This window comes from Bifidobacterium pullorum subsp. gallinarum (assembly GCF_000741215.1).
Lineage (GTDB): Bacteria > Actinomycetota > Actinomycetes > Actinomycetales > Bifidobacteriaceae > Bifidobacterium > Bifidobacterium pullorum_B.
Map to the genome: position 1 here is coordinate 119,005 of NZ_JGYX01000005.1, position 21,598 is coordinate 140,602.

Annotated in this window: 17 protein-coding genes; 2 read left to right on the forward strand and 15 right to left on the reverse strand. The window is 65.9% G+C overall.

Annotated elements, in window-relative coordinates; genetic code table 11:
* Nucleotides 1-15: 15 nt before the first annotated feature.
* From BIGA_RS06290 to BIGA_RS06310, 5 genes are all read right to left on the reverse strand, one after another.
* Nucleotides 16-4,407: a transglutaminaseTgpA domain-containing protein gene (locus BIGA_RS06290; RefSeq protein WP_033505287.1), complete on the reverse strand. Its 4,392-nt coding sequence runs from the start codon at nt 4,405-4,407 to the stop codon at nt 16-18.
* 1 nt (nt 4,408) lies between these two features.
* Nucleotides 4,409-5,419: an AAA family ATPase gene (locus tag BIGA_RS06295; RefSeq protein WP_051917140.1), complete on the reverse strand. Its 1,011-nt coding sequence runs from the start codon at nt 5,417-5,419 to the stop codon at nt 4,409-4,411.
* Nucleotides 5,420-5,576: 157 nt separating this feature from the next.
* Nucleotides 5,577-5,870: a co-chaperone GroES gene (gene groES / locus BIGA_RS06300; RefSeq protein ID WP_033505288.1), complete on the reverse strand. Its 294-nt coding sequence runs from the start codon at nt 5,868-5,870 to the stop codon at nt 5,577-5,579.
* Nucleotides 5,871-6,045: 175 nt separating this feature from the next.
* The gene (locus BIGA_RS06305) at nt 6,046-7,218 is read right to left on the reverse strand and encodes a hypothetical protein (protein WP_033505290.1); all 1,173 of its coding nucleotides are present in this window, start codon (nt 7,216-7,218) and stop codon (nt 6,046-6,048) included.
* Between the two features lie 36 nt (nt 7,219-7,254).
* Complete coding sequence (locus BIGA_RS06310; RefSeq protein ID WP_081929570.1) at nt 7,255-7,863, reverse strand: GNAT family N-acetyltransferase; 609 nt, start codon at nt 7,861-7,863, stop codon at nt 7,255-7,257.
* A gap of 158 nt (nt 7,864-8,021) precedes the next feature.
* Here BIGA_RS06310 and BIGA_RS06315 point away from each other — a divergent pair, with 158 nt between their 5' ends.
* On the forward strand, nt 8,022-8,219 hold the full coding sequence (locus tag BIGA_RS06315) for an FmdB family zinc ribbon protein (protein WP_033505294.1): 198 nt from the start codon (nt 8,022-8,024) through the stop codon (nt 8,217-8,219).
* A gap of 96 nt (nt 8,220-8,315) precedes the next feature.
* Entirely contained in the window at nt 8,316-8,975 is a 660-nt protein-coding gene (locus tag BIGA_RS06320; RefSeq protein ID WP_152595009.1) for an SAF domain-containing protein, read from the forward strand.
* On the opposite strand, the gene BIGA_RS06325 is transcribed toward BIGA_RS06320, so the two are convergent.
* From BIGA_RS06325 to pstS, 10 genes are all read right to left on the reverse strand, one after another.
* Nucleotides 8,969-9,172 carry a hypothetical protein gene (locus BIGA_RS06325; RefSeq protein WP_033505297.1) on the reverse strand — a complete coding sequence of 68 codons (204 nt, stop codon included), beginning with the start codon at nt 9,170-9,172 and terminating at the stop codon, nt 8,969-8,971. The genes BIGA_RS06320 and BIGA_RS06325 overlap by 7 nt on opposite strands.
* Nucleotides 9,169-12,789 (reverse strand): helicase, encoded by a 3,621-nt coding sequence (locus BIGA_RS06330; protein ID WP_033505299.1) that lies wholly within the window; start codon nt 12,787-12,789, stop codon nt 9,169-9,171. The genes BIGA_RS06325 and BIGA_RS06330 overlap by 4 nt, the downstream gene beginning before the upstream one ends.
* Before the next feature lie 8 nt (nt 12,790-12,797).
* Nucleotides 12,798-14,141 carry a variant leucine-rich repeat-containing protein gene (locus BIGA_RS06335; RefSeq protein ID WP_033505300.1) on the reverse strand — a complete coding sequence of 448 codons (1,344 nt, stop codon included), beginning with the start codon at nt 14,139-14,141 and terminating at the stop codon, nt 12,798-12,800.
* Between the two features lie 282 nt (nt 14,142-14,423).
* The gene (gene rplL, locus BIGA_RS06340) at nt 14,424-14,807 is read right to left on the reverse strand and encodes a 50S ribosomal protein L7/L12 (protein WP_033505302.1); all 384 of its coding nucleotides are present in this window, start codon (nt 14,805-14,807) and stop codon (nt 14,424-14,426) included.
* Nucleotides 14,808-14,919: 112 nt separating this feature from the next.
* Nucleotides 14,920-15,441: a 50S ribosomal protein L10 gene (gene rplJ / locus BIGA_RS06345; RefSeq protein ID WP_033505304.1), complete on the reverse strand. Its 522-nt coding sequence runs from the start codon at nt 15,439-15,441 to the stop codon at nt 14,920-14,922.
* A gap of 288 nt (nt 15,442-15,729) precedes the next feature.
* Nucleotides 15,730-17,115, reverse strand: coding sequence for an NCS2 family permease (locus BIGA_RS06350; RefSeq protein WP_033505306.1), 1,386 nt, complete (start codon nt 17,113-17,115; stop codon nt 15,730-15,732).
* 188 nt (nt 17,116-17,303) lie between these two features.
* The gene (pstB, locus tag BIGA_RS06355) at nt 17,304-18,083 is read right to left on the reverse strand and encodes a phosphate ABC transporter ATP-binding protein PstB (protein WP_033505308.1); all 780 of its coding nucleotides are present in this window, start codon (nt 18,081-18,083) and stop codon (nt 17,304-17,306) included.
* 36 nt (nt 18,084-18,119) lie between these two features.
* The gene (gene pstA, locus BIGA_RS06360) at nt 18,120-19,112 is read right to left on the reverse strand and encodes a phosphate ABC transporter permease PstA (protein WP_033505310.1); all 993 of its coding nucleotides are present in this window, start codon (nt 19,110-19,112) and stop codon (nt 18,120-18,122) included.
* A complete protein-coding gene (gene pstC / locus BIGA_RS06365; RefSeq protein WP_033505311.1) occupies nt 19,109-20,059 on the reverse strand; it encodes a phosphate ABC transporter permease subunit PstC in 951 nt (316 codons plus the stop codon). The genes pstA and pstC overlap by 4 nt, the downstream gene beginning before the upstream one ends.
* 163 nt (nt 20,060-20,222) lie before the next feature.
* The gene (gene pstS, locus BIGA_RS06370) at nt 20,223-21,353 is read right to left on the reverse strand and encodes a phosphate ABC transporter substrate-binding protein PstS (RefSeq protein ID WP_033505313.1); all 1,131 of its coding nucleotides are present in this window, start codon (nt 21,351-21,353) and stop codon (nt 20,223-20,225) included.
* Nucleotides 21,354-21,598 lie beyond the last annotated feature (245 nt).

A 21,598-nucleotide genomic window follows, 5' to 3' on the forward strand; every position in this document is an offset into this window, starting at 1 on the left:
GGCATGAGAGCGGGGCTACCTGCGTGCGCGGAACAGGGATGCGGGGCACAGGACGCCGAGGATGCGGCGATACCGCGGCGCGGCGTTGGTCGCCCGCATCGCCTCCACTGCGGACTCGACGATGGGCGCGAGGTCCCCGGCGTGTTCGGACGTGCCGCCGAAGGCCGCCGCTGTTGCCTGGACGGCGATACGGCCGACCTGTTCGATGGTTTCCGTTCCCACCGACGAGCCGGATTCCAGCCGGTCGGTGATGCGCCGCACGATATCGCGATCGGTTTCGGCCTTACCCCAGCGCACGCCGTTGTCCCACGCACTGTCCACGATCTCCTGCCATGCGGCGATCCACCGTTCCCCGTCGGCGCCGGTTCCGGATGCGATGCGCAGCCGTCGTCTCCGACGTCGCCGTCGCACCAGCATCGGCAGGCAGCACAGCGCCGTGACCGCCAGCACCACGCCGATGCCGCCGGCCGCCCATGCCAGAGAGGTCGCAGGTGACGGCGAGCCGTCAGCATCCGCGGTCTGCTGCGCGGAGGTTGCCCCGCCGTCGTCGCCCGCGTTCCCGTCGGTATCCGGCGTGTCGCCGTCCTTGGTAGTGTCGTCCCCATCAGCGGTATCGGCGTCACCCTCCGACAGCAGGGCGTCGGCGTCGTCCCCGGCCTGGGCCGCCGGGGTATCCGTATCGTCGGCCTCGGCGTCATCCGCGGAAGCGGGTGTGACGTCGAACGGCACCCAGCCGACGTCGTCGATGTAGGCCTCCACCCAGGCGTGCAGCTGGTCGGCGCTCACCTCGTAGGTAAAATCGGCCTCGGCCTGAACGCCACTGGCGGTGTAGCCGAGCACCATACGCGTCGGCACACCCAGCGCGCGGCCGAGCACGGCCAGGGCGGAGGCGTAGTGCGTACAGTAGCCGGACCGTCGTTCCAGGAAGTCGCCGACGACCTCCAGGTTGTTGCGGCCGTCGCCGTCGGGGGCGTCCAGCGTGTAGACGAAGCCGTTGTCCGGATCGGTGAAGTAGTCGACCAGCCAACGCATGGCGGCGATCTGCTCGTCATGGTCGGCCGCCGGAACCGTCACGCCATCGGATTGCGCCTGAGTCACCACGGCGTGGACGGATTGCGGCAGGCCGTCGGGCAACGCCGTGTACTGGTCGTGTACGCGCTCCTGATTGCGCTCCACCTCGGCGAGCGCCTGGCGCAGCCACGGTGAGTCGGCCGGGGAGACGACCAGAGAAAGCCCGTCATAAATCATCACCCCGCTGGCATCCAGTCCCTCCCTCTGACTGATGTCCTGCAGGTCGGCTAGAGCCTCTTCCTCGGCACGCTGCCGTTCACCGCCTTCGGCGTTGAAACGCCCGGTCATGCCGAGGAGTTCATCCAGTACGGGATCACTGGACACGACGCCGTCCCCGGACACGGTACCGTCCTCGTCAACGGCACCGTCCTCGTCAACGGCACCATCCTCGGAAGCGGCACCGTCTCCGTAGTATTCGGACGGATCGTACAAAGGCAGCGCGGCGGTGGCCGTGTTGCCGCTGCCTTGGAACACGATGAGCGATTCGTCGCCGCTCAATTGGACGGCGTCGGTGAACTCCTCGTTGTCTCGGCTCACCTCATTGCCCGCCGCGTCACGCCAGATTAACGCCGACTGCGGGTTGTCGAAGTCCCCGGTCAGGGGGATCAGCATCCAGCCGTTGACCTGACGGGCGTTGCCCGCCGCGATGTACCGCAGTCGCGCCGCCGTGCGGGTCGGCCAGTCCGGGGACTGCTCCATGTCCAGGAGCTGCTCGCGCCAATCATCGAGGCTGTCGATCTGCGCGAACCCGTCGTCGGCACCGATGGGGTCGGGATACAGGCCCTCCGCGTAATATCGCGTACCCTGTGCGGCGACCGTTGTGCGGTTGTACACCGTGCCGTCCGAGTAGCACAGCCATCCGGTATGGGTCGACGACCCGAACTGCAATGAATTCGGGTTGATGATGCCCGGCATGGGCAGGAAACGGGAGTTGAGCCGGTCGATGGTGATGGTGGCATAGTTGACGAAGTGCTGCGGGGAAAACGCGAATTCGGAGTAGGGGGTGCCGTCTCCGAGCAGGCCATGCGTCTCGCCGCCCCTTGTCAGGTATGAGACGATCAGATACAGCGGCAACGGCGTCATCATGCCTGCCGTACGTTCCTCGTCGCTCAGTGTGTTGCTGCTGTCACGGCCGAGCTGGATGCCCGAGCCGTAGAGGCTGCCGTCCTTGGCGAACTGCTCCTCATAGCTCCAGGTGTCGCCGTCGAAATCGCCCAACGTGGCCATGCGCAGCGTCAGCGGCGTGCCCGACTCATAGGTGAGCACCACGGCCCGCGACCGCGATTGCAGGGTCCGACGCAGATCGACCATTGGGTTGACGGTGTTCGAGGTGAACAGACCGGTCGATTCCCCGATGGACAGCGGCACGTTATAGGCCAGCGACAGCGTGGCCGGCGTCAACGCCGTCGCCAGCGTGGTCACCGCCGCCACCACCGCCGCGCACACGGCCGGCGGCACGCCGATGGTACCGCGTGCCGTCAGCAGCGAGAGTACGAACGCCACAACCAGCAGCAGCACCTGCCACCAGGCCGCCGCGTGCCCGACCAGACTGTAGTCGGCGGCGAGCGCGGTCAGCGGCAGCAACGCCAGCAGCGGCACGCCGACGCGCCAGTACAGCAGGCAGCGGATCGCGATGGCGGCCAGCGCGCAGACGATGATCAGGAACGCGTCGCCGGCCGGATTGACCGTCAACGGCGGCAGCTGCCTGCGCAGGCTCTCGAATCCCACGGTGGCCGCGCCCTGCACGGTGGCCGCAGCCATATCCGGCAGCAACCGGATGACGTCCCACACGCCCGGCGTCCCGCCGCCCGCCGAGGGTCCTGGTACGGTTCCCGCCGCATCCAGCACGGAACCGGCGTCGATGCGTATGCCCGCCGCCGTCAGTCCGGCCACGGCCAGCAGCACGGCCATGCCGACCACGCGCAATGCGCCGCGCAGAGGCGTGCGGCTGGGGATCGAGGATTCCGCGATGACGGCCGCCAGCATCAGCCCGGCCGCCCAAGGCCACCAGCCGTTCGCATCGGCCAGTCCGGCAGCTCCCATGATGGTCAGCGCGACGTACGCGGCCAGGACGCCGATACGGACCAGGCGCAGGGCGACGGTCGGCGACGGCGGGTTGTCCTGGGCATGGATTCCGCGGGATCGATCGCGCGCGTCGATGACCGGGCTGCGGTCACGGCGGCGGCCGGTTGGCGCACCGCTGCGGCGTTCCGGCAGCGACGTGGCGATCATGCGCTCCGCCGCCTCATGCCAGGGTTGCACAGGTAGGGTCCGCGCTCCCGCAATCGCGGTGCGGATGGCCTGTACCAGCGGTCCTTGCGGCTGGCTGGTGATAACGGCGATGGTGACCGGCCCGTGCCCCGGCGCGGCTGCCGCTGCGGCAATGGTCGCGGCCGCACGCTGCGGGGCGGCCGAATCGGCGGCGTCGGCGGCGTCAGCGGGGTCGGATGGCGTCCGATTGACGGCGGATGGAGTCCGATCGGCGTCCGGTTGAAGGCGGGGCTGCGCGGCGGGCGTGACGGCGGCCAGCAATCGCAAGGCGGAGGTGTAGTCGTTCGCCATATGGATGCCGTCGGTCACGACGAGGCGGTTCGTGGACGGCATGGACGGCAGCAGCTGTTGCGCGCGGATGACGTGCCCATCGAATCCCCGGTCACCGGCGGCCCGGTCCACGGTTGTATCGAGGACGATGATCAGCGTGGCGCGTGTGTCACGTCCGCTTTCGCGGGTCATCAGCGTGCCGCGGTGCGCGCTGTGACGCCAGGCGATGAGATTCGGCGAGTCGCCGGGCGTATAGGCGCGGACCGTGCCCGTGGATTCGGTGCGGTCCTGCCCCTGCAGGCGGGCGTCGGTGGCATGTTGGCTCCCGGACGAGGCCGCGGCGTCGGGCAGGATGACGAACTCGCCGCCGTCGCGGACCGGCACACGCCCGGCGAACAGTCGCATCGGCGAGCGCCATCGGACGACCCGTGCCACGCGCCGGTACCAGCCGCGCGTATCCTGCGGCAAGCCCACATACCGTTCGAGCCGGTGCCCGTCCGCGTTCAACCGTTCGATCTGCACGGTTGTTGTTGGATGCGTCGGCGGGAGAGACGATGTGGCGATCAGCACGCCCTGCACCACCGTCATCACCAGGTCCAAGCCCCATGCGGCGGTGAGCGTGAGTGCAGCGGCCACCAACGTGCGCTCGTCCAGCAGCAGCGCCATATACCAGACCGCCACGGCGACCGGGATCATCGCCCAGCCGCCGACGCTCGGGCGTATCAGCGCGAATCGGCACCAGTGGGCACGGCGGGGCCTTATCCTGCCTGCCTTGCCGCGCCGGATGCCCATCATGTCACCTCTCGTGGCGCATGAAACCGCCGACGGCCGTCCGTCGTTCGGCACGCGGCACCGCCACCTGGTCGAGGATCTCCGTCACCAGACGCTTGGCATGTTTCATGACGGCCACACCATAGCCGCCGTCCTGCAGCACCAGGCGGTGTCCGAGCACCGGCACGGCCACGGCGCGCACGTCGTCGGGGATGACGAAGCCACGGCCCGCCATCAGCGCCTTCGCCCGGGCCATGGCGGCCAGATGCAGTCCGGCGCGGGGCGAAGCGCCGTACCGGATGCCGGTATGCGCGCGTGTGGCGGATACGATGTCCACGATGTACCGCGCCACCGGGGTCGAGAGCATGATCTGCGCCACGGCCGCGCGCATGGCCTGGGCCTGTTCGACGGTGCAGATCTCATGCAGCGAACGCAGCGGTTGCGCGCTGTCCGGCGAGGTCAGCATCGCGCATTCCGCCTCCGCCGTGGGGTATCCGAAGCCCGTGCAGGCCATGAACCGGTCGAGCTGCGCCTCGGGCAGCGGATAGGTGCCTTCCAGCTCGATGGGGTTCTGCGTGGCCACCACGAAGAAGGGATCGGGCAGCGGCCAGGTGCGGCCGTCGGCACTGACCTGGCCTTCGCCCATGGCCTCCAGCATGGCCGATTGGGCCTTGGGGTTCGCACGGTTGACCTCGTCGGCGATGACGATGTTGGCGAACAGCGGCCCCGGATGGAAGTCGAAGCTGCCGGTGCGTTGGTTGTAGACGCTGACGCCGGTCAGATCGCCGGGCAGCATGTCCGGCGTGAATTGGATGCGACGGGTGTCGCCGCCGATGGCGGTGCCGAGCGCACGGGCCAGCGTGGTCTTGCCGACGCCGGGCACGTCCTCCAGCAGCAGGTGCCCTCCGGCGATGAAGGTGGCGACGGCCAGCTCCACCACACTGCGCGAGCAGGACAGCACCGCGTCCAGCGCATCGACGAGCGCGTTCGCCAGAGTCGTGGATTCCTCCGTCGGCACGGGTTCGGAATGTTCCATGGCCACCCCCTCAACAGTCCCGTTGCCATCCACTGTACCGCATGACGCTTGATTCAGGGCAATGCCGAACGAGCATGGACGGATGCACGCCGCGCATATGGCAGTGGGCGCCCCGGATTCCTCCGGAGCGCCCACTGCAACGGTTGTTCGGATCGACTCAGCCGATGATGGCGAGCAGGTCACGCGAGGAGACGATCAGGTAGTCCTCGCCCTCATAGTGCACCTCGGTGCCGCCGTACTTGGAGTACAGCACCTTGTCGCCGACCTTGACGTCCATCGGGATGCGCTCGCCCTTGTCGTCGCGGCGGCCCGGACCGACGGCCAGGACTTCACCCTGCTGCGGCTTCTCCTTGGCGTTGTCCGGGATGTACAGACCCGACGCGGTCTGGGTCTCGGCCTCGGCCTGCTTGACGATGATCTTGTCTTCCAACGGTGTGAGTGAGATCGACACTGTGGACCTCCTCTTTCTAGTAAGAGTAACGATATGGTCTTCCGCGACGGCCCTGCAGGACGGGAGGCTGACGAACACCCGCGCTGCCGTTCCTTCGCGCTAGGATTTATCGTAGCGCGATTTTTAGCACTCTGCCAACTCGAGTGCTAACGCTGAGAGTGAACAGCTTGGAAAATCAAGCCCCACGGCGCGCCAGGATGGTCTCCAGGCCCGTGCCGAGCGACTCGCTGGTCGCCACCGGGGCCTCGACCTGCGCCGCGACCTCGGCATCATGGAAGGACACGCCCTCGGATTCAGCCGCGTCGTCCTGCGCACCCTGCACAACCGGCTCGTCCTGCGCGGCAGGCTGAGGCTGGGCATCGGCGGGCTCCTCCTCCACCGGTACCGCCTTGGCCACCTGACGGGTCGAACGGATCTCCAGGCTTTCGGGTGCCTCGGGGCGCACATCGAACCCGTTCCTCGGCTCCCCCAGCGTGAAGGAGATCAGGTCCTGAGACGCCGCGACCTCGAACGCGTCCAACGCCCGCGCGGGGCGGACCTCATCGAGTTCGGTGGTGGCGTCGGCCGGCACCGCCTGCTCGTTCTCGGCGTGGGGCGCCTCGGCATGCGGGACGTCGTCGTTCCGGGCATCGTCACGCTGCATGACGATGCGGTCGTCATCGGTGCGCTCCTCGACCACCACCGAGTCGACATCCACGACATCGGCACGACGGGCCTCACGGCGCGCCTGGACGCGGGCCTTCTCCTCCTCCGACTCCCGCAGCGCCCTGCGGATCTCCCGCTGCTCCATCGCCTCGGTCGGAGCCGCGGACGCATCCCGCTCACGGGCCTGAACAACCGGCTGGACGGGCTTGGCCTGCGATCTCCTGGCACGGCGTTCCGCCACCTTGCGCTCCCACGCGCGCGCGTGGCGGGCGGCGTTGACACCCAGTCCCAGCACCGCCAGCAGCAGTCCGCCGGGAATCAGCGCGAACAGCGGGCTGAAACGCAGGACAACCGCCAGGACGATGACGACGACCGTGGCCGCCGCCAGCACGCCCGCGATGACGGCGCGGCGACGCGCGGCCTCGCGGCGCATACGCCGTACCTGTGCGATATGCTCCGCCGCCGACATGGCCTTGTGCGGCTGGCTTGGCTGCATGATTGCCCCTTTCGCCTGCGGCGTGCGCACGTCCGAGAACTTGGTCCCGCTGTCTGCGTCCACCAGATGCAGCGACGAGGAATACCGGTCCTCGCGATGCTCCATCACATGTTTCATACCGTTGACCGTCCTTCTGGGCAGCCATACGGCCAACATGAGTACGACGATCACCAGCACGATGACGGTGCTCAGCGATTCGTAACCCATATCCCTCAAGAATAGGAGACTTTGGCAAATCTCGCGCTATTCGCTCCGGGCGTGTCGGGACGAAAGCCGCCTCGCGAACCCCTCCCCCGCGTCCTCCGCCAGCAGCGCGAAGGTCTCATGGTCCCGCCATTGCCCCCGCACATACATATAGCGCGATCGTATACCCTCGTGCCGGGCCCCGACCTTCCGCGCCACGGCCAGCGAGCGCTCGTTCTCCGGCAGGACCGCGATCTCCAGGCGGTGCAACCGCGGGCCGGCGGCATCGGTCAGTGCCCAGTCGGCGAGCACCGCCACCGCCGTCGGGGCGAATCCCCTGCCGATATACGATTCGTCCACCCAGTAGCCGATGACACCGCTGCGCATCGCCCCGTAGCAGATCGCCCCGATCGAGATCTGCCCGACGATCCGCCACTGGTATTCGATCGCGAAGATGGCACCGGTGCCCGCCTGCTCGCTGCGGCGCTGCCAGGCGATCCACGCGTTGTAGCTCATGCCCGGGCCGTGCATCGGATCGCCCGATTCCCATGGGGAGAGCCAGTCGTCGTTGCGCCACCGGACCTCGTTCCACTCAGAGGAGTCCTCCACCGTCAGCGGACGCAGCCGAATGGGCGGGCAACCCTCCGGCGCGTTCAGTTCATGGGGCATACGGATGGCGTTCGAGGACGACCAGAGGCCACCACGGAAGAGTTGGAATACGGACACGGCTCCATTCTGCCATACGCGCACCGCTGTCAGGGCGACGACTAGGATATGTACGGGTCGGCCGTATGCCGCGCCCGTGGATGACCTGTGGAGGATAAGCGTTGCCTACCTATCATTACCGTTGCAAGAACTGCTCGTACGATTTCACCGCGCACCAGTCGTTCGAGGACGACCCGATCACGGTCTGCCCCGAATGCGGACAGGAGCAGGTGCGCAAGATCTATTCGGCCGTGCCCATCGAGTTCAAGGGCAGCGGCTTCTACCGCACCGACGGCGCATCCAAGTCGTCGGGCAAGTGACCGAACGACACGGGCGGTGTGGATAACCCGGAACCGTTCGACCACATTGCCGCCGAAGGCTTGCGCCCAACCGGCCTGCCAGTCCATCATGCTTGCATGATGGACTGTTTTCATATGCGCCCGCCGAGGACCGGCACCAGTCTGGAGCGGCGGCGACTCATCGACCGGGGGCGGCGGCTGTTGGCGTCCGTGCTGGCCGGGCTGGCGGTGCTGGCCATCCTGCAATGCCTTGAATCCACCGTGGCGACCCAGACCGTATTGCTGGCTGCGGCGGACATCGACCGCGGGCAGACCATCCACGCCGGTGACGTGGAGGCGGTCAGCGTTCCCGCCTCCGATGCCTTCGCCGGCGCGCTGCGGCATGTGGCCGACGCCGAAGGACTCATCGCGCGGGTCGACATCGCCGAGGGGATGCCGATACTCGGTACGCTGGCCGGCGAACGTCCGGCGACGCCGCCGGGGCACACGGTCATCGACGTGCGGCTGTCCGGAGGATGGGAGGGGCTGCTGCCGGGCGATGCCGTGGGGCTGACCGCCTCGGGAATCTGCTCCGCGTATCCGTCGGACGCCCCGAATACCGGGGAGACGTGCGCCATCGCCGCCCGCGCGGTGACGATGGGGATGCCGGCCGAACCGGAGGCGGGCAGCGGCACCGCGTTGGTGCCGTTCGCGCTGCCTTCCGACGAGGCGCTGCGCATCCTGACGTTGCAGGATCAGGGGATGATCGTGGCCGTGGCCACCGAGGAGCGCTACTGACGAGACTCGAACACCGCCCAATGGGGCGGCAGTTCGCCGAGGATCCGACGGTCGTCATCGGCCTGGCGCTGCTGTTCGGTGCGCATATCGCCCGGTTCCAGCTTCACGCCGTCGGCGTCGAACAGCTCGTTGCCCTGGCGTACCACGCGCTTATGGCGCCGCGGCGTACGGCGCGTTGCCGAATACTCCCCGCTCATTGCACGTCCCGGTACAGCTCGCCCAGCCGGGCGATGATACGGTCGACTTCCTTCTCCGGGTTGACGAACGCGCCCACGCTCCATACCGTCATCACCGACCAGCCCAATGTCTGCATCCGCTGCATCAGCACACGGTGACGTTCGCGCGTGGATTGGATGCCCATGAACCCGGTGTCGTCGGTCATCACCGCCAACGCGAACGGACGGTTCTTCAAACCCACCACCATCGGGATGCGCAGACCCTTCTCGAACCCGTAGTCCACGGCCACTTCCAGCCCGCGCTTGCGGATGCGCTCGGCCAGGTCGTTGAACAGCACGTTGGAGCCGGCGTCCAGCGACTGCGGGAGCACGGGCTGATCGTCCAGCTGCTCGGCCCACTGGAGTATGGACTTGAGCAGTTTGGCGCCGGGCTGGTGCAGACGCTCATCCTCCATGTCCTCGGAACCGAAGGCGGCGACGATGTCCAGATGGCGGCTGGTCAGGGCCAGCGCATCCAGCAGCATGCCGCGTCCGCCGGCGGAACCGGCGTCGCCGAACTGCTGCAGCAGCCTGCCGTGCGCCGTCTTGGCGTAGCTCAGCGACAGGATGACATCCGTGGCGTACGCGCCGGTGACCTCGTCGATGTCGACCAGCCGCACATGGCGCAGGAACCGGTCCATGGACTTGTTCCTGGCCGCCAACGACTTGAGCTCGGCGCCCAGCCTCAACCGGAAGACGCCGGTCAGCACCACCACCGTCAGCGTATAACCGGCCGGAACGATGGTGAATTCGGCGGCGCGTTCGGTGATCAGCCTGACGACCTCGTCGATCTCCTGCTGGCTGCTCTCCACCAGTCCGCTCGTCATCACCGGCACGCCGTTGGCCTCGATGCGGTGGAACAGCACATGCCCCTGGCCACCGGCCTTGGCCACATCATAGGACAGCGCGCCGTACCCTTCGGCTTCCAGGAACGCCGTCAGCCGCGGCGACCGGCGCGAGGACGACGGCTTCATCGTGATGCGGGGCAGCATATCCGTCAACATCTTCAGCCCCTCGCAGCTCGTCGTATCGCAGTGGGCCAGCACCACGACCTGCCGGACACGGCTCGCGATCGTCAGCAGTTCCAGAGGCTGCATATGGGCCCCCGCATCGATCACCGCCACATCGGCCACCGGTTCGGGATCCGTGGTGGCGGACAACGCAGCCGGCGTGGCCACCAGCACCGGCTTGGCGGCCGCGAAGATCTCCGCATGGTCGCGGCGGATGCGACTCAACGGCACCTTGTGGCTGCCCGCCAACGTGGTGTGCAGCAGATTCGCCTCCTGGGTGCGGGCGAACAGCATATCGCACAGCCGACGGGTCGTCTCCTGCGCCACCATGGGCCCCACGGAGCGCACATGCTCGATATCGACCTGCACGAACCGGTCCGCGGCGGCCTGCATCGCCAGACCGTCCTGATTCGAGATGATCGCCGACGAGCGGACGATGTCCTCGAACACCGTGGTCCACCAGGCCAGCTGCAGTTCGCCGTCCACGGCGTCCACATCCACCCGGCGGGCGTTCAGATCGCCGACGAGCTCGCCGAGTCCGACCGTCTGGAAATCGCGTTCCAAGCGGCAGCGTTCCGGCAGCGTGTCCAACGCCAGACGGTCGTCATACAACGCCTTGAGACGGGTCTCGACCTGGTTGAGATCCAACGACTGCAAATCGCCGCCGGACGGCGTGGTGGCCAGGACCGTGTCCAGCGCCGTCAGATCGGCCGCCAGCTGCTCCTGGGTGTCGATGATGTCGTCCAGATGCGGTGGCAACACCGGCCAGCCGCCGTGAGGCACGAACACGCGCCACTGCTCGGCCTGACGGGCCACCACCTGCAGGGCATCGTGCAGATTCTCCACCTGCGCGCCCACGCGCAGCAGGCTCTTGGCCTCCTTGAGCAGGCGGTGCCGCTCCCAGAAGCCCAACGTGGTGCCCTCGGCCTTACGGGCGGCCTTGGACTTGCTCGCCTCGATCATGGCGTTGATGTCGCGTTCGAAGATCTCCGGCTGGAACACATCCAGCACACGACGCAGGTTCTTGAGCACCGTCACCTGACGCGCCCAATCGTTGGCGGTGTTCGGCACGGGGAACCCGCAGGTCTGCACCACGCTCGTCACCTGCTCGCGGGTGGCGGGCAGCATCTTCAGCAGCACGTCACTGACCCGCTGGTACGCGGCGACGGCCTCCTCCTCGGTGAACAGCGAGGCCTTGTACCAGGCGGTATCGGCGGGGCCGATCACGAACTCGCCCAGTTCTCCGGCACGGCGCAACCGGTCGGACCACTCGTCCAGACGCCCCTTCAACGCACGCGCAGACTCCTTCGACAGCCGCACCCGGGTGGCCGGATGGGTCGGCAGTTCCGCGATATTCGCCAGATGCTGGATCGTCTGATACGCGGAGACGTCCCAATCCTGGTTCACCCCATGCAGATCGCCCAGGTACCGGGTCAGGCGCGAACGCACGCCGACCAGTTCATCCGACAGCTGGTCGAAACGGGAGGTCGCCACCCCGGACTGGAAGCCGACCGCCGTGATCAGCTGCTTGTCGATGGCGCCGTTGGTATCCGGATCGGCCAAGTCCAGCACCAGGCCGCCCAGTTCGTTGGCGCGCATCGCCTGCATGAACCGGCGCTTCTGATCGGACACGCACGGCACATACAGCACCGAGCGGCCGCTCATCACACACCGCGAGGCCAACGCCACCGCCTGTTCCGCGGTGTTCACACCGGCCGCGCAATCCAGCACCACCGAATGCCCGCCCGCGGCCACCGAGGCCGCGTAGCGCGTCGCATTATCCACATCCCCGGCCTCGAATTCCGAGTGCGGGTCGCCATCGAACGGGCTGAACTCGGCGATCGCATCATTGCGTAGCGCATCCGCGGCGCTCCCGTACCCGGCCAGCGCATCCAGCAGTGTGTTGCCCGTCGGGCCCTGGGCCAGTGCGTCGATGATGCGCTGGCTCTCCAGCAGCATCTGCGTGGACGGGTCGAAGAAGCAGCCGATCACGATATGCCGTTCGATCGCGAAATCACCGAACACCTGCGTCGCCAGATTCGTGATGGCGGAGAATACGGTCGACGTCTCCGGGGAACCCGTGGCGTAGTGGGAGCCGTCGAACAGGTCGCGTTCGTCCAGCTCGACGCCGCCGTTGCGCATCTCATTGACGAACGCCGAATTCAGATGCACCCTGCCGGTGAAACGGATGGTCGTCCCCGTGGTCACCGAATCGCCACGGCGTTCGACGTCCACCGGGTACAGCAGCACCGGCATCTGCCGGCCCGACCACGTGGCGATGCCCACCACCAGCGACAGTTCCGCCATGCCGCTGACGCGGCTCTTCGCCGCACGGTCGTCCAGCACCCGTTCGATGCGGCGGCCCGCGGCACGCAACATCCCGTTATCCCGGAACAACGAATCCAGCGAAACCTGGCCGCTGGCGAACAGTTTGGCGATGCCGGACGGATGCGCGTGGGTCAGGTCGAGACGGGCGGCAAGCTGTTCGGCATCCTCCAGCGGCGACGGCGCCAGCGTTTCGCGGAAGCGTTCGCGCCAGAGACGCAACCGCTCCACACCGGTACCGGTCTGCGGCATATTCTCACTCATCGCTTCACTCACTTCCCTACCGCTCGGCGGTACTCCTGGTAGCCCTCGTTACGGCTCAACGCCTCGTCGATGTCCTGGTTGCCCTGCGCCGCCAGCCACGCGTACAGATCGTCATACAGCGAGGGATTCATGGCCAGGAACGGTAACAGCTGCGGATGCCGCGCCATCTCGAACTGCATGGTGAAATCGGTGGTGCGCTTGGCGTCGTCGGAGGTCATGCCGTCGATCTGCACGGCGGGTTCGGGCGGGGCGAATCCCCCCTGGGACACCCGTTCGAACACCGAACCCGGTTCGAACGCCGGCGTGAACGATTCCGCGATTCCCGCGGGCTCCGATTCCTCGGGCACGGACTCCGTGGGCGCGGGTTCCTCGCGCGCGGCCGGTTCGCGGTCCAGGTCCGGCATGGACGAGGGCTGGTCGGCCGTCATCGCCGTGAACACCAGCGGGACGCCTGCGGCCGGATCGTCCGCAGGTTCCTCGGACGGCCGGGCCTCCTCGACGGCCGGCTGCGTATCCGGCACGGCTTGTTCCTCGGATGCGGACTGCGGTTCGGAAGCCGGCTCGGATTCCGCCTGACCATCCTGCTGTTCGGCAACCAGCGTCCACACCGAATCCACCCTCTGGGGCGCGGTCGGATTGTCGTCAACGGGCTCCTCGTCCAGATGCAGGTTCTCGGCGTCGACCCCCGCGGACTGCGCGTCCTCGAACAGATCGCGCGGGGCCCCCTCCTGTTCGGTCTCCGGCATGATCGTCAGCGGCACCGCAGCCTGCTCGAACGGGAACGGCTCGAATGTCTGATGCTGCGCGGCATCCAGTTCCTGGGCGCGATGCTTCACGCTATCGGCCTGGAACATGCTGGTCGGCTCCCCGGCGCGCAGATCCAGGATGTCGTCCACTGACATATCGGCGGCATCGGGTTCCTGCCGGCCCTCCCCCACGGCGTAGTCGAACAGATCGGGCACGGCGGGCTGCGGCTCCTCCGGTGCCTCCTGCTCCACCCGGGTGAAATCCACCGGCACATCGCCGAACTGCATGCGCACCGGCGACGTGGGCAGCAGGAAATCCACGCTCTGCGGCAGGCGCATCAGACCGCCATCGTCACGCACCACGTACGTGCCGTTGGTGGACGCCATGTCACGCACATTGGCCGCGCCGTTCTCGCTCACGCTGAACACGGCGTGACGCTTGGACATCGAACGGGTCTCATCCGGCACATCGATCCGCGACATGCCGTCATCCGCCAGCGGGCGCAACGGCTTACGGCCGATCTCCACGCTGTGGGACGGGCTGACCCGCCCCACCTCAGAGCCGTTCGCCCTGATGACCCATTGCAGCGTCGTTTCCTCGTTCACCGGATCGCCTTCCTTTCACACCCTGCCACAGGTAGTCACACTACCTGCCATTGTGTCATGCTTCCCCGCAACGCGGCGGATTATCATGCCGGAAATCAACAATTTCCGACCATTGTAGGTGCCCAAAGTGGATAGTCCGCGTCATCGCGCTCCACCCCTAGGGGGTACAACGGCACTATACCCCCGAACACGCCTCCTTGCGCCGCATATGAGCGGACCCCGCCCGCATAAACCATGCGGACGGGGTCACAGCAAGCATCACGCGGTCCAAGACCGCACAGATCACTTGAGCTCGACGGTGGCGCCAGCCTCTTCCAGCTGAGCCTTGGCCTTCTCGGCGTCTTCCTTCTTGGCCTTCTCCAGAACCGGCTTCGGAGCGCCGTCCACGAGGGCCTTGGCCTCGGCCAGACCCAGGGAGGTGATGGCGCGCACGGCCTTGATGACCTGGATCTTCTTGTCGCCGACGGCGGACAGGATGACGTCGAACTCATCCTTCTCCTCCTCGGCCGGAGCAGCAGCGCCCGGAGCGGCGGCAACGGCGACGGCGGCCGGAGCGGCGGCCTCGACGTCGAACTTCTCCTCGAAGGCCTTGACGAACTCGGAGAGCTCGACCAGGGTCATCTCACCGAAAGCCTCGAGCAGCTCTTCATTGGTGTACTTAGCCATAATGGCTTCCTTTCAATACTTGGCGGCGGTGAAGTGGAACCCGCCACCGAATAAACCTTGGTTGTTTTCAGTTATTGAAGCGTGGTGATTCATGCGGCGAGCCGCAAGTGAATCAGGCAGCTTTCTCCTGCTTCTCGCGAAGCGCGTCGATCGTACGCACGGCCTTGGTCGGCAGAGCGTTGAACAGGTACGCGGCCTTGGCCATCGTAGCCTTGACGTCGCCGGCGAACTCGGCGAGCAGCTGCGGGCGGGACTTGAGATCCGCCAGCTTCACGGCACCCTCGGCATCGTACACAGTGCCGTCAGCGGCGGCACCCTTGATAACCAGGGCCTTGTTATCCTTGGCGAAGTCACGGATGATCTTCGCAGCCTCAATGAAGTCACCCTTCACGAAGGTGATGGCGGTCGGGCCGGCGAGAATCTCGTCGAGGCCCTCGATGCCTGCTTCCTTGGCGGCGATGCGAGCCAGCGTGTTCTTAGCCACGGTGTAGGAAGTATCGCGGCCTAGCTTTTCACGCAGATCGGAGATCTGCGGAACGGTAAGCCCGCGGTACTCGGTCAGGTAGACGGCGTCAGCGTTACGGAACTGTTCCGTAAGCTGCGCGACCACCGCTTCCTTTTCGGGCCTCTTCATGGCGTTCCTTCCTAAGTCGGCCGTTGACTTGTCCGGTTCGGAACGCGCTGCCGGGGCTTGTGCCGTTCAGGCAATAAAAAAGCCCTGCGCACAGGCAGAGCAACAACCATCCGCAAGCTCACTTGCGTGACCCTTGCGGGCCGATATCTCTCAACCTGCGCTGGCTTGGCGAACCAAACTTCGGGAATCCGCTTGCGCGTATTCCAACCAACGGTCTGTGGTTTACAGAATCGATAATGTACCCGGGTTGCGAGACAACACGCAACCCGGGCGTGTCGCAGGCCAGGCTCAGACGAGCACGGCCTGCAGGATGAAGTCCAGGATGAACAGCGCGGCGACCGTCCAGATCACCGGGTGCACGTCCTTGGCCTTGCCCTTGCAGCTCATCACGATGCAGTAGGTGATGAAGCCGCCGGCGATGCCGTAGCTGATCGAGTAGGAGAAGGCCATGAACACGGCGGCGAAGAACGCCGGGATCGCCTCGGAGATCTCCGACCAGTCGATCTCCTTGAGGCTGGAGGCCATCATGCAGCCGACGATGACCAGCACACCGGCGGTGGCGGCGGACGGCACGGCGGAGATGATCGGGGACAGGAACGCGGAGACCGCGAAGCAGGCCGCCACGACCACGGAGGTCAGACCGGTGCGGCCGCCCGCGCCGATGCCGGCCGCGGACTCGACGTAGGTGGTGGTGTTCGAGGTGCCGCAGATCGCGCCGATGGAGGTGGCGATGGAGTCGGCGAACAGGGCCTTGTCCATCTTGGAGCTGAAGCCGTGGCCGGATTCCAGGGACTTCTCGTCATCCTCGGAGAAGATGCCGGTGCGGCGTCCGGTGCCGATGAAGGTGCCGATGGTGTCGAAGGTGTCGGACATCGAGAACGCGAAGATCGTCACGATGACCAGCGGCAGCTTGGCCGGATCGGAGAACAGGGCCGGGAAGCCCTCGGCGGAGAAGATGGCGCCGAAGGTCTGCGGCAGCTGGGAGAAGGTCTCGGAGATGGACACGGAGTCGGCCATGGTGGTCACGCCGAACGGGATGCCGACCACGGTGGTGATGGCGATGGCCAGCAGCAGGCCGCCCTTGACCTTGAGCACGGTGAAGGCGATGGCCAGCACCAGGCCGATGAGGAACACCCACAGCACCGGCTTGTCGAACGTGGCCAGGCCCGGGGTCGCGCCGACCGCGGCGGTGGTCTCGGCGTCCGGGGTGAAGGTGATCAGGTCGACGTTGAGCATGCCGACGTAGGCCACGAACAGGCCGATGCCACCGCCGATGGCGTGCTGCAGCATCGGCGGGATGGACTTGATGATCATCTTGCGGATCTTGGTGACCGTGATGATGATGTTGATGATGCCGCACAGGAACACCATGCACAGCGTCTGCTGCCAGGTGAACCCGAGGCCGAAGCACACGGTGTAGGTGAAGAACGCGTTCAGACCCATGCCGGCGGCCTGCGCATACGGCACATTGGCGAACAGGCCCATGACCAGGGTGCCCGCGATGGCCGCGATGATGGTGGCGAGGAACACGCCGCCCCACGGCATGCCGGTCTGGCTCAGGATCTGGGGGTTGACGACGATGATGTACGCCATCGCGAAGAACGTGGTCAGGCCGGCCAGGATCTCGGTCGAGACCGTCGTGCCGTTCTCCTTCAAATGGAAGAACTTCTCCATTATGCTCTCTTCTTCTTGTTTTCTTGGATTTGAGCGGGCGGTCAACCCGCATTGAGGTTACTGCGACTCATCCGGAACAACGATGCATCCCGGACGAGGTTCACCATAGCACCGGCCTAAGTCAGCCGTGCAACACAGAAAACCGCCCTGCGGGGAACAGGGCGGTTGGGAGAGTTTTGATCTGCCGATCAGCCGAAACGGCCGGAGACGTAGCGCTCGGCCTCTTCGTTCTGCGGGTTGTTGAACATCGTGGAGGTGTCGGTGAAGTACTCCAGGTGGCCCGGCTGACCGACGGCCTTCAGGTTGAAGAAGCCGGTGTAGTCGGCGATGCGGGCGGCCTGCTGCATGTTGTGGGTCACGATGACGATCGTGTACTCGTTCTTCAGCTCGTTGATCAGGTCCTCCACGGCCAGCGTGGAGATCGGGTCCAGGGCGGAGCAGGGCTCGTCCATCAGCAGGACCTGCGGGTGCACGGCCACGGCGCGGGCGATGCACAGACGCTGCTGCTGACCGCCGGACAGGCCGATGCCCGGGTTGTCGAGACGATCCTTGACCTCGTTCCACAGGTTGGCGCCGCGCAGGGCCCACTCGACCAGATCGTCGGCGTCGGACTTGGAGATCTTGCGGTTGTTCAGGCGCACGCCGGCGAGCACGTTCTCACGGATGGACATCGTCGGGAACGGATTCGGGCGCTGGAAGACCATGCCGACGTCGCGGCGGACCTCGACCGGGTCGACGTCCTTGGCGTACAGGTTGCGGCCTTCGAGCAGCACCTCGCCCTTGACGTGGGCGCCGGGGATGATCTCGTGCATGCGGTCGAGCGTGCGCAGCACGGTCGACTTGCCGCAGCCGGACGGGCCGATGAAGGCGGTGACCTTGTTCGGCTCGATGTTCAGGTTGACATCCTCGACGGCCAGGAAGTCGCCGTAATAGATGTTCAGATGGTTGACATCAATGCGTTGTCCCATTGTTTTTCCTTATTTCCTAGGGCAGCTTGTTACGGCTTACCGTTCCGTCTTGACGGCGAAGACCTTCGCCACGATGCGTCCGATCAGGTTCAGGATCAGGACGATGAGGATCAGGGCCAGGGCGGCGGCCCAGGAGCGTTCCATCGGGATGGTGGTCACGCAGCTGGCGTCGGCGCCGGCCGGGCAGTTGGCGTTGAGCTTGCTGTACTCCTGGTAGACGTACACCGGCAGCGTAGTCATCTGCCCGCCGAACAGGTTGAAGTTCGTGTTCACGATGTAGCCGGCGGTCATCAGCAGCGGGGCGGTCTCGCCGACCACGCGGGCGATGGCCAGGATGGCGCCGGAGACGATGCCCGGCAGGGCGGTGCGCAGCACGATCTTGGTGATCGTGCGCTGCTTGGTGACGCCCAGCGCGTAGGAGGCCTCGCGCAGATCGCCGGGGACGATCTTGAGCATCTCCTCGCACGACTTGACCACGGTCGGCAGCATCAGCAGCGAGAGAGCCACGGAGCCCTGGAAGCCGCTGGTGGAGCCGGGGCCGACGAGGATGGTGAACATCGAGAACGCGAACAGACCGGCCACGATGGACGGGATGCCGCTCATGACGTCGACGAGCAGGGAGATGGACTTGGCGAGCTTGCCGCGGTTGGAGTACTCGACCAGATACACGGCGCACATCAGGCCGATGGGGATCGAGATGACCATGGCGCCCAGCGTGATCTCCAGCGTGCCGATGATGGCGTGGAGCACGCCGCCATAGCCACCGGACGGGGTCGGGTTGCCGCCGACCACACCGGTCATGTTGTGGGTCAGGAAGTCGAGGTTGAACCGCTTGATGCCGTTGGCGATCGTGGTCCACAGCACCGAGATCAGCGGGATCAGCGCAATGACGAAGGCCAGCACGATGAGCACGCGCATCGCCATATCCTTGCGCTTGCGCGCGGCAATGAACGAACGCGTCGGCTTGAACTTGTCGAAGTCGATGACGGGGGCCTTATCCATGGGGGTGTTCTGTGCTGCGGTCATCATGCACTCGCTTTCTCGGTGATCTTACGACCCACGTAGTTGACCACGAAGGTGATCACGAACAGCACCAGACCGGTGCCGATCAGCACGGACACGCCCAGGTCGTTGGCCTCGGGGTACTGGGCCGCGATGTTGGCGGCGATCGTCTGGTTCTGCGAAGCCTGCAGGATCTTGAACGAATAGTTCAGGCCCGGCGACAGGATCATCAGCACGGCCATGGTCTCACCGAGGGCGCGGCCCAAGCCGAGCATGGAGGCGGAGACGATGCCGGAGGCACCGAACGGCAGGACGGCGAGCTTGATCATCTCCCAACGGGTGGCGCCAAGGGCCAGGGCGGCCTCTTCCTGAAGACGCGGGGTCTGCAGGAAGATGTCACGCGACAGGGAGGTGATGATCGGCAGGATCATAACGGCGAGCACCACCGATACGGTAGCCACGGTTCGTGACGGGTTCGCGGCGGGACCTGCGAACAGCGGGATCCACCCCAGATAGGTGGCCACCCAGTTCCAGAACGGGAAGATGGCGGGGACCAGCACCAGACCACCCCACAGACCGTAGATGACGGAAGGGATGGCGGCGAGCAGGTCGACCACATAGCTCAGCACGGTGGCCAGGTTCTTGGGGGCGTAATGCGAAATGAACAGCGCGATGCCGATCGAGATGAAGAACGCGATGACGAGCGACAGCGCGGAGACGAGCACGGTACCGAACAGCAGCGGACCCACATAGGTCCAGAAGTTGCTGGCCTTGCCGCCGGTGAAGTTGGAAATAGTTTCGCTATTGGCCTGCTGGTCACCACCGATCAGAGGCCAGGCGCGGAACAGCAGGAACACGGCGACGGCGGCGAGCACCACGAGTATCAGGATGCCGCAGGCGTAGGCGACGCCTTTGAACACCTTATCTGCGGTCTTGCCTCCGACCGGTTCGGCCGATTTGACTTGTGAACTCACAGGTTCTCCTTCAATCTGCGGCGGACGCCGACCGTGTCGGCGGCCCGGATCCGCATGGTGGTTTGACTCGCTTCGAGCCGCAGCCGCCGATAGCGACTGCGGCTCTTGGGCTGAAACGAACGGTTGTCACCTAGTCTTAACCATAGCGGCAACCATTCTTATGTCACTCGGTTTCGATCGCGTCGATGGACTGCATCACGGTCTCGCGCAGCGAGTCCGGCAGCGGCGCGGAGCCGGCGTTCTGAGAGGCGGTCTGCTGGCCTTCCTCGCTGACCACATAGGTCAGCCAGGACTTCACGAACTTGGCGGTGTCGGCATCCTTGTAGGCCGGGCAGGCGATGTCATAGGAGACCAGCACGATCGGGTAGGCGCCTTCGGCGGAGGTGTTGTGGTTCAGCTTGACCACAACGCGATTCTCGCCCTCGGCGGAGGAATCGAGCTCGGAGTCGTCGATGACCTTGGAACCAGCCTCGGCGGAGATCTCCACGTATTCCTCGCCGACCTTGACGGCCACGGTGCCCAGATCGCCGACCTGGGAGAAATCGGCGTAGCCGATGGTGCCGTCGGCCTGCTGCACGGTGGAGATCACGCCCGAGGTGCCCTTGGCACCCTGGCCGACCTCGTTCGGCCAGTTCTCGCTCAGCTCATACGGCCAAGCGTCCGGCACGGTGTCGATGAAGTAGCTGACGAAGTTCTGGGTGGTGCCGGACTTGTCGGAGCGGTGCACCACGGTGATCGGAGTGGCCGGCAGTTCGAGATCCGGGTTCTGGTCCTGGATGGCCGGATCGTTCCAGGTGGTGATCTTGCCGTCGAAGATCTTGGCGATCGTCTCGCCGTCCATGTTCACATGCTTGCCCTCATCCGAAACGCCCTTCAGGTTGAACACCACGGCGATCGGGGAGATGTAGACCGGGATGTCGAACGCGGTACCACTGGCGCACACGCTCTTGGACTGTTCGATCTGGTCGGCGCTCAGCGAGGCGTCGGAACCGGCCCACGCGGTGGCACCGGTCAGGAAGGTGCTCACGCCCGCGCCGGAGCCGGACGGATTATAGCCGATCTTGGCATCCGGATTGGTGCCCTGGAAGCCGGCGACCCAGGCCTCAACGGCGGCCTGCTGCGAAGAGGCGCCCGCACCCTTGAACTCGCCGGAGATAGCCTCGGCCGAGGAGGTGTTGGAGTTGCTCGTGTTGTCACCGGTCGGAGCGGTGTTGTCACCGCAGGCGGCGAGCGCGGTCAGCATGGCCACGCCGGACAGCACGGCGATGGAACGGGTGAGAAGATTCTTGCGCATGATGGTTTTCCCTCTTATCAAATCTTGCCTGCGGCTCGCAGCCGCGGCGGCTATTTCTTCATGGCACTATCCAGCCTATGAGCGTTTGGGAGGGGTTACGACCGAAATCGGTAAACGGAAGATGAACAGTTAGACAAACTCAGGACTCGATAACGACGTAGCCGTCCAGCAAAGCTACACGCGAATGCTTGCAATGACGCCGCTGCGCCACGCCTTCCACACCCGTGGCTACGCCTCCCCGTATA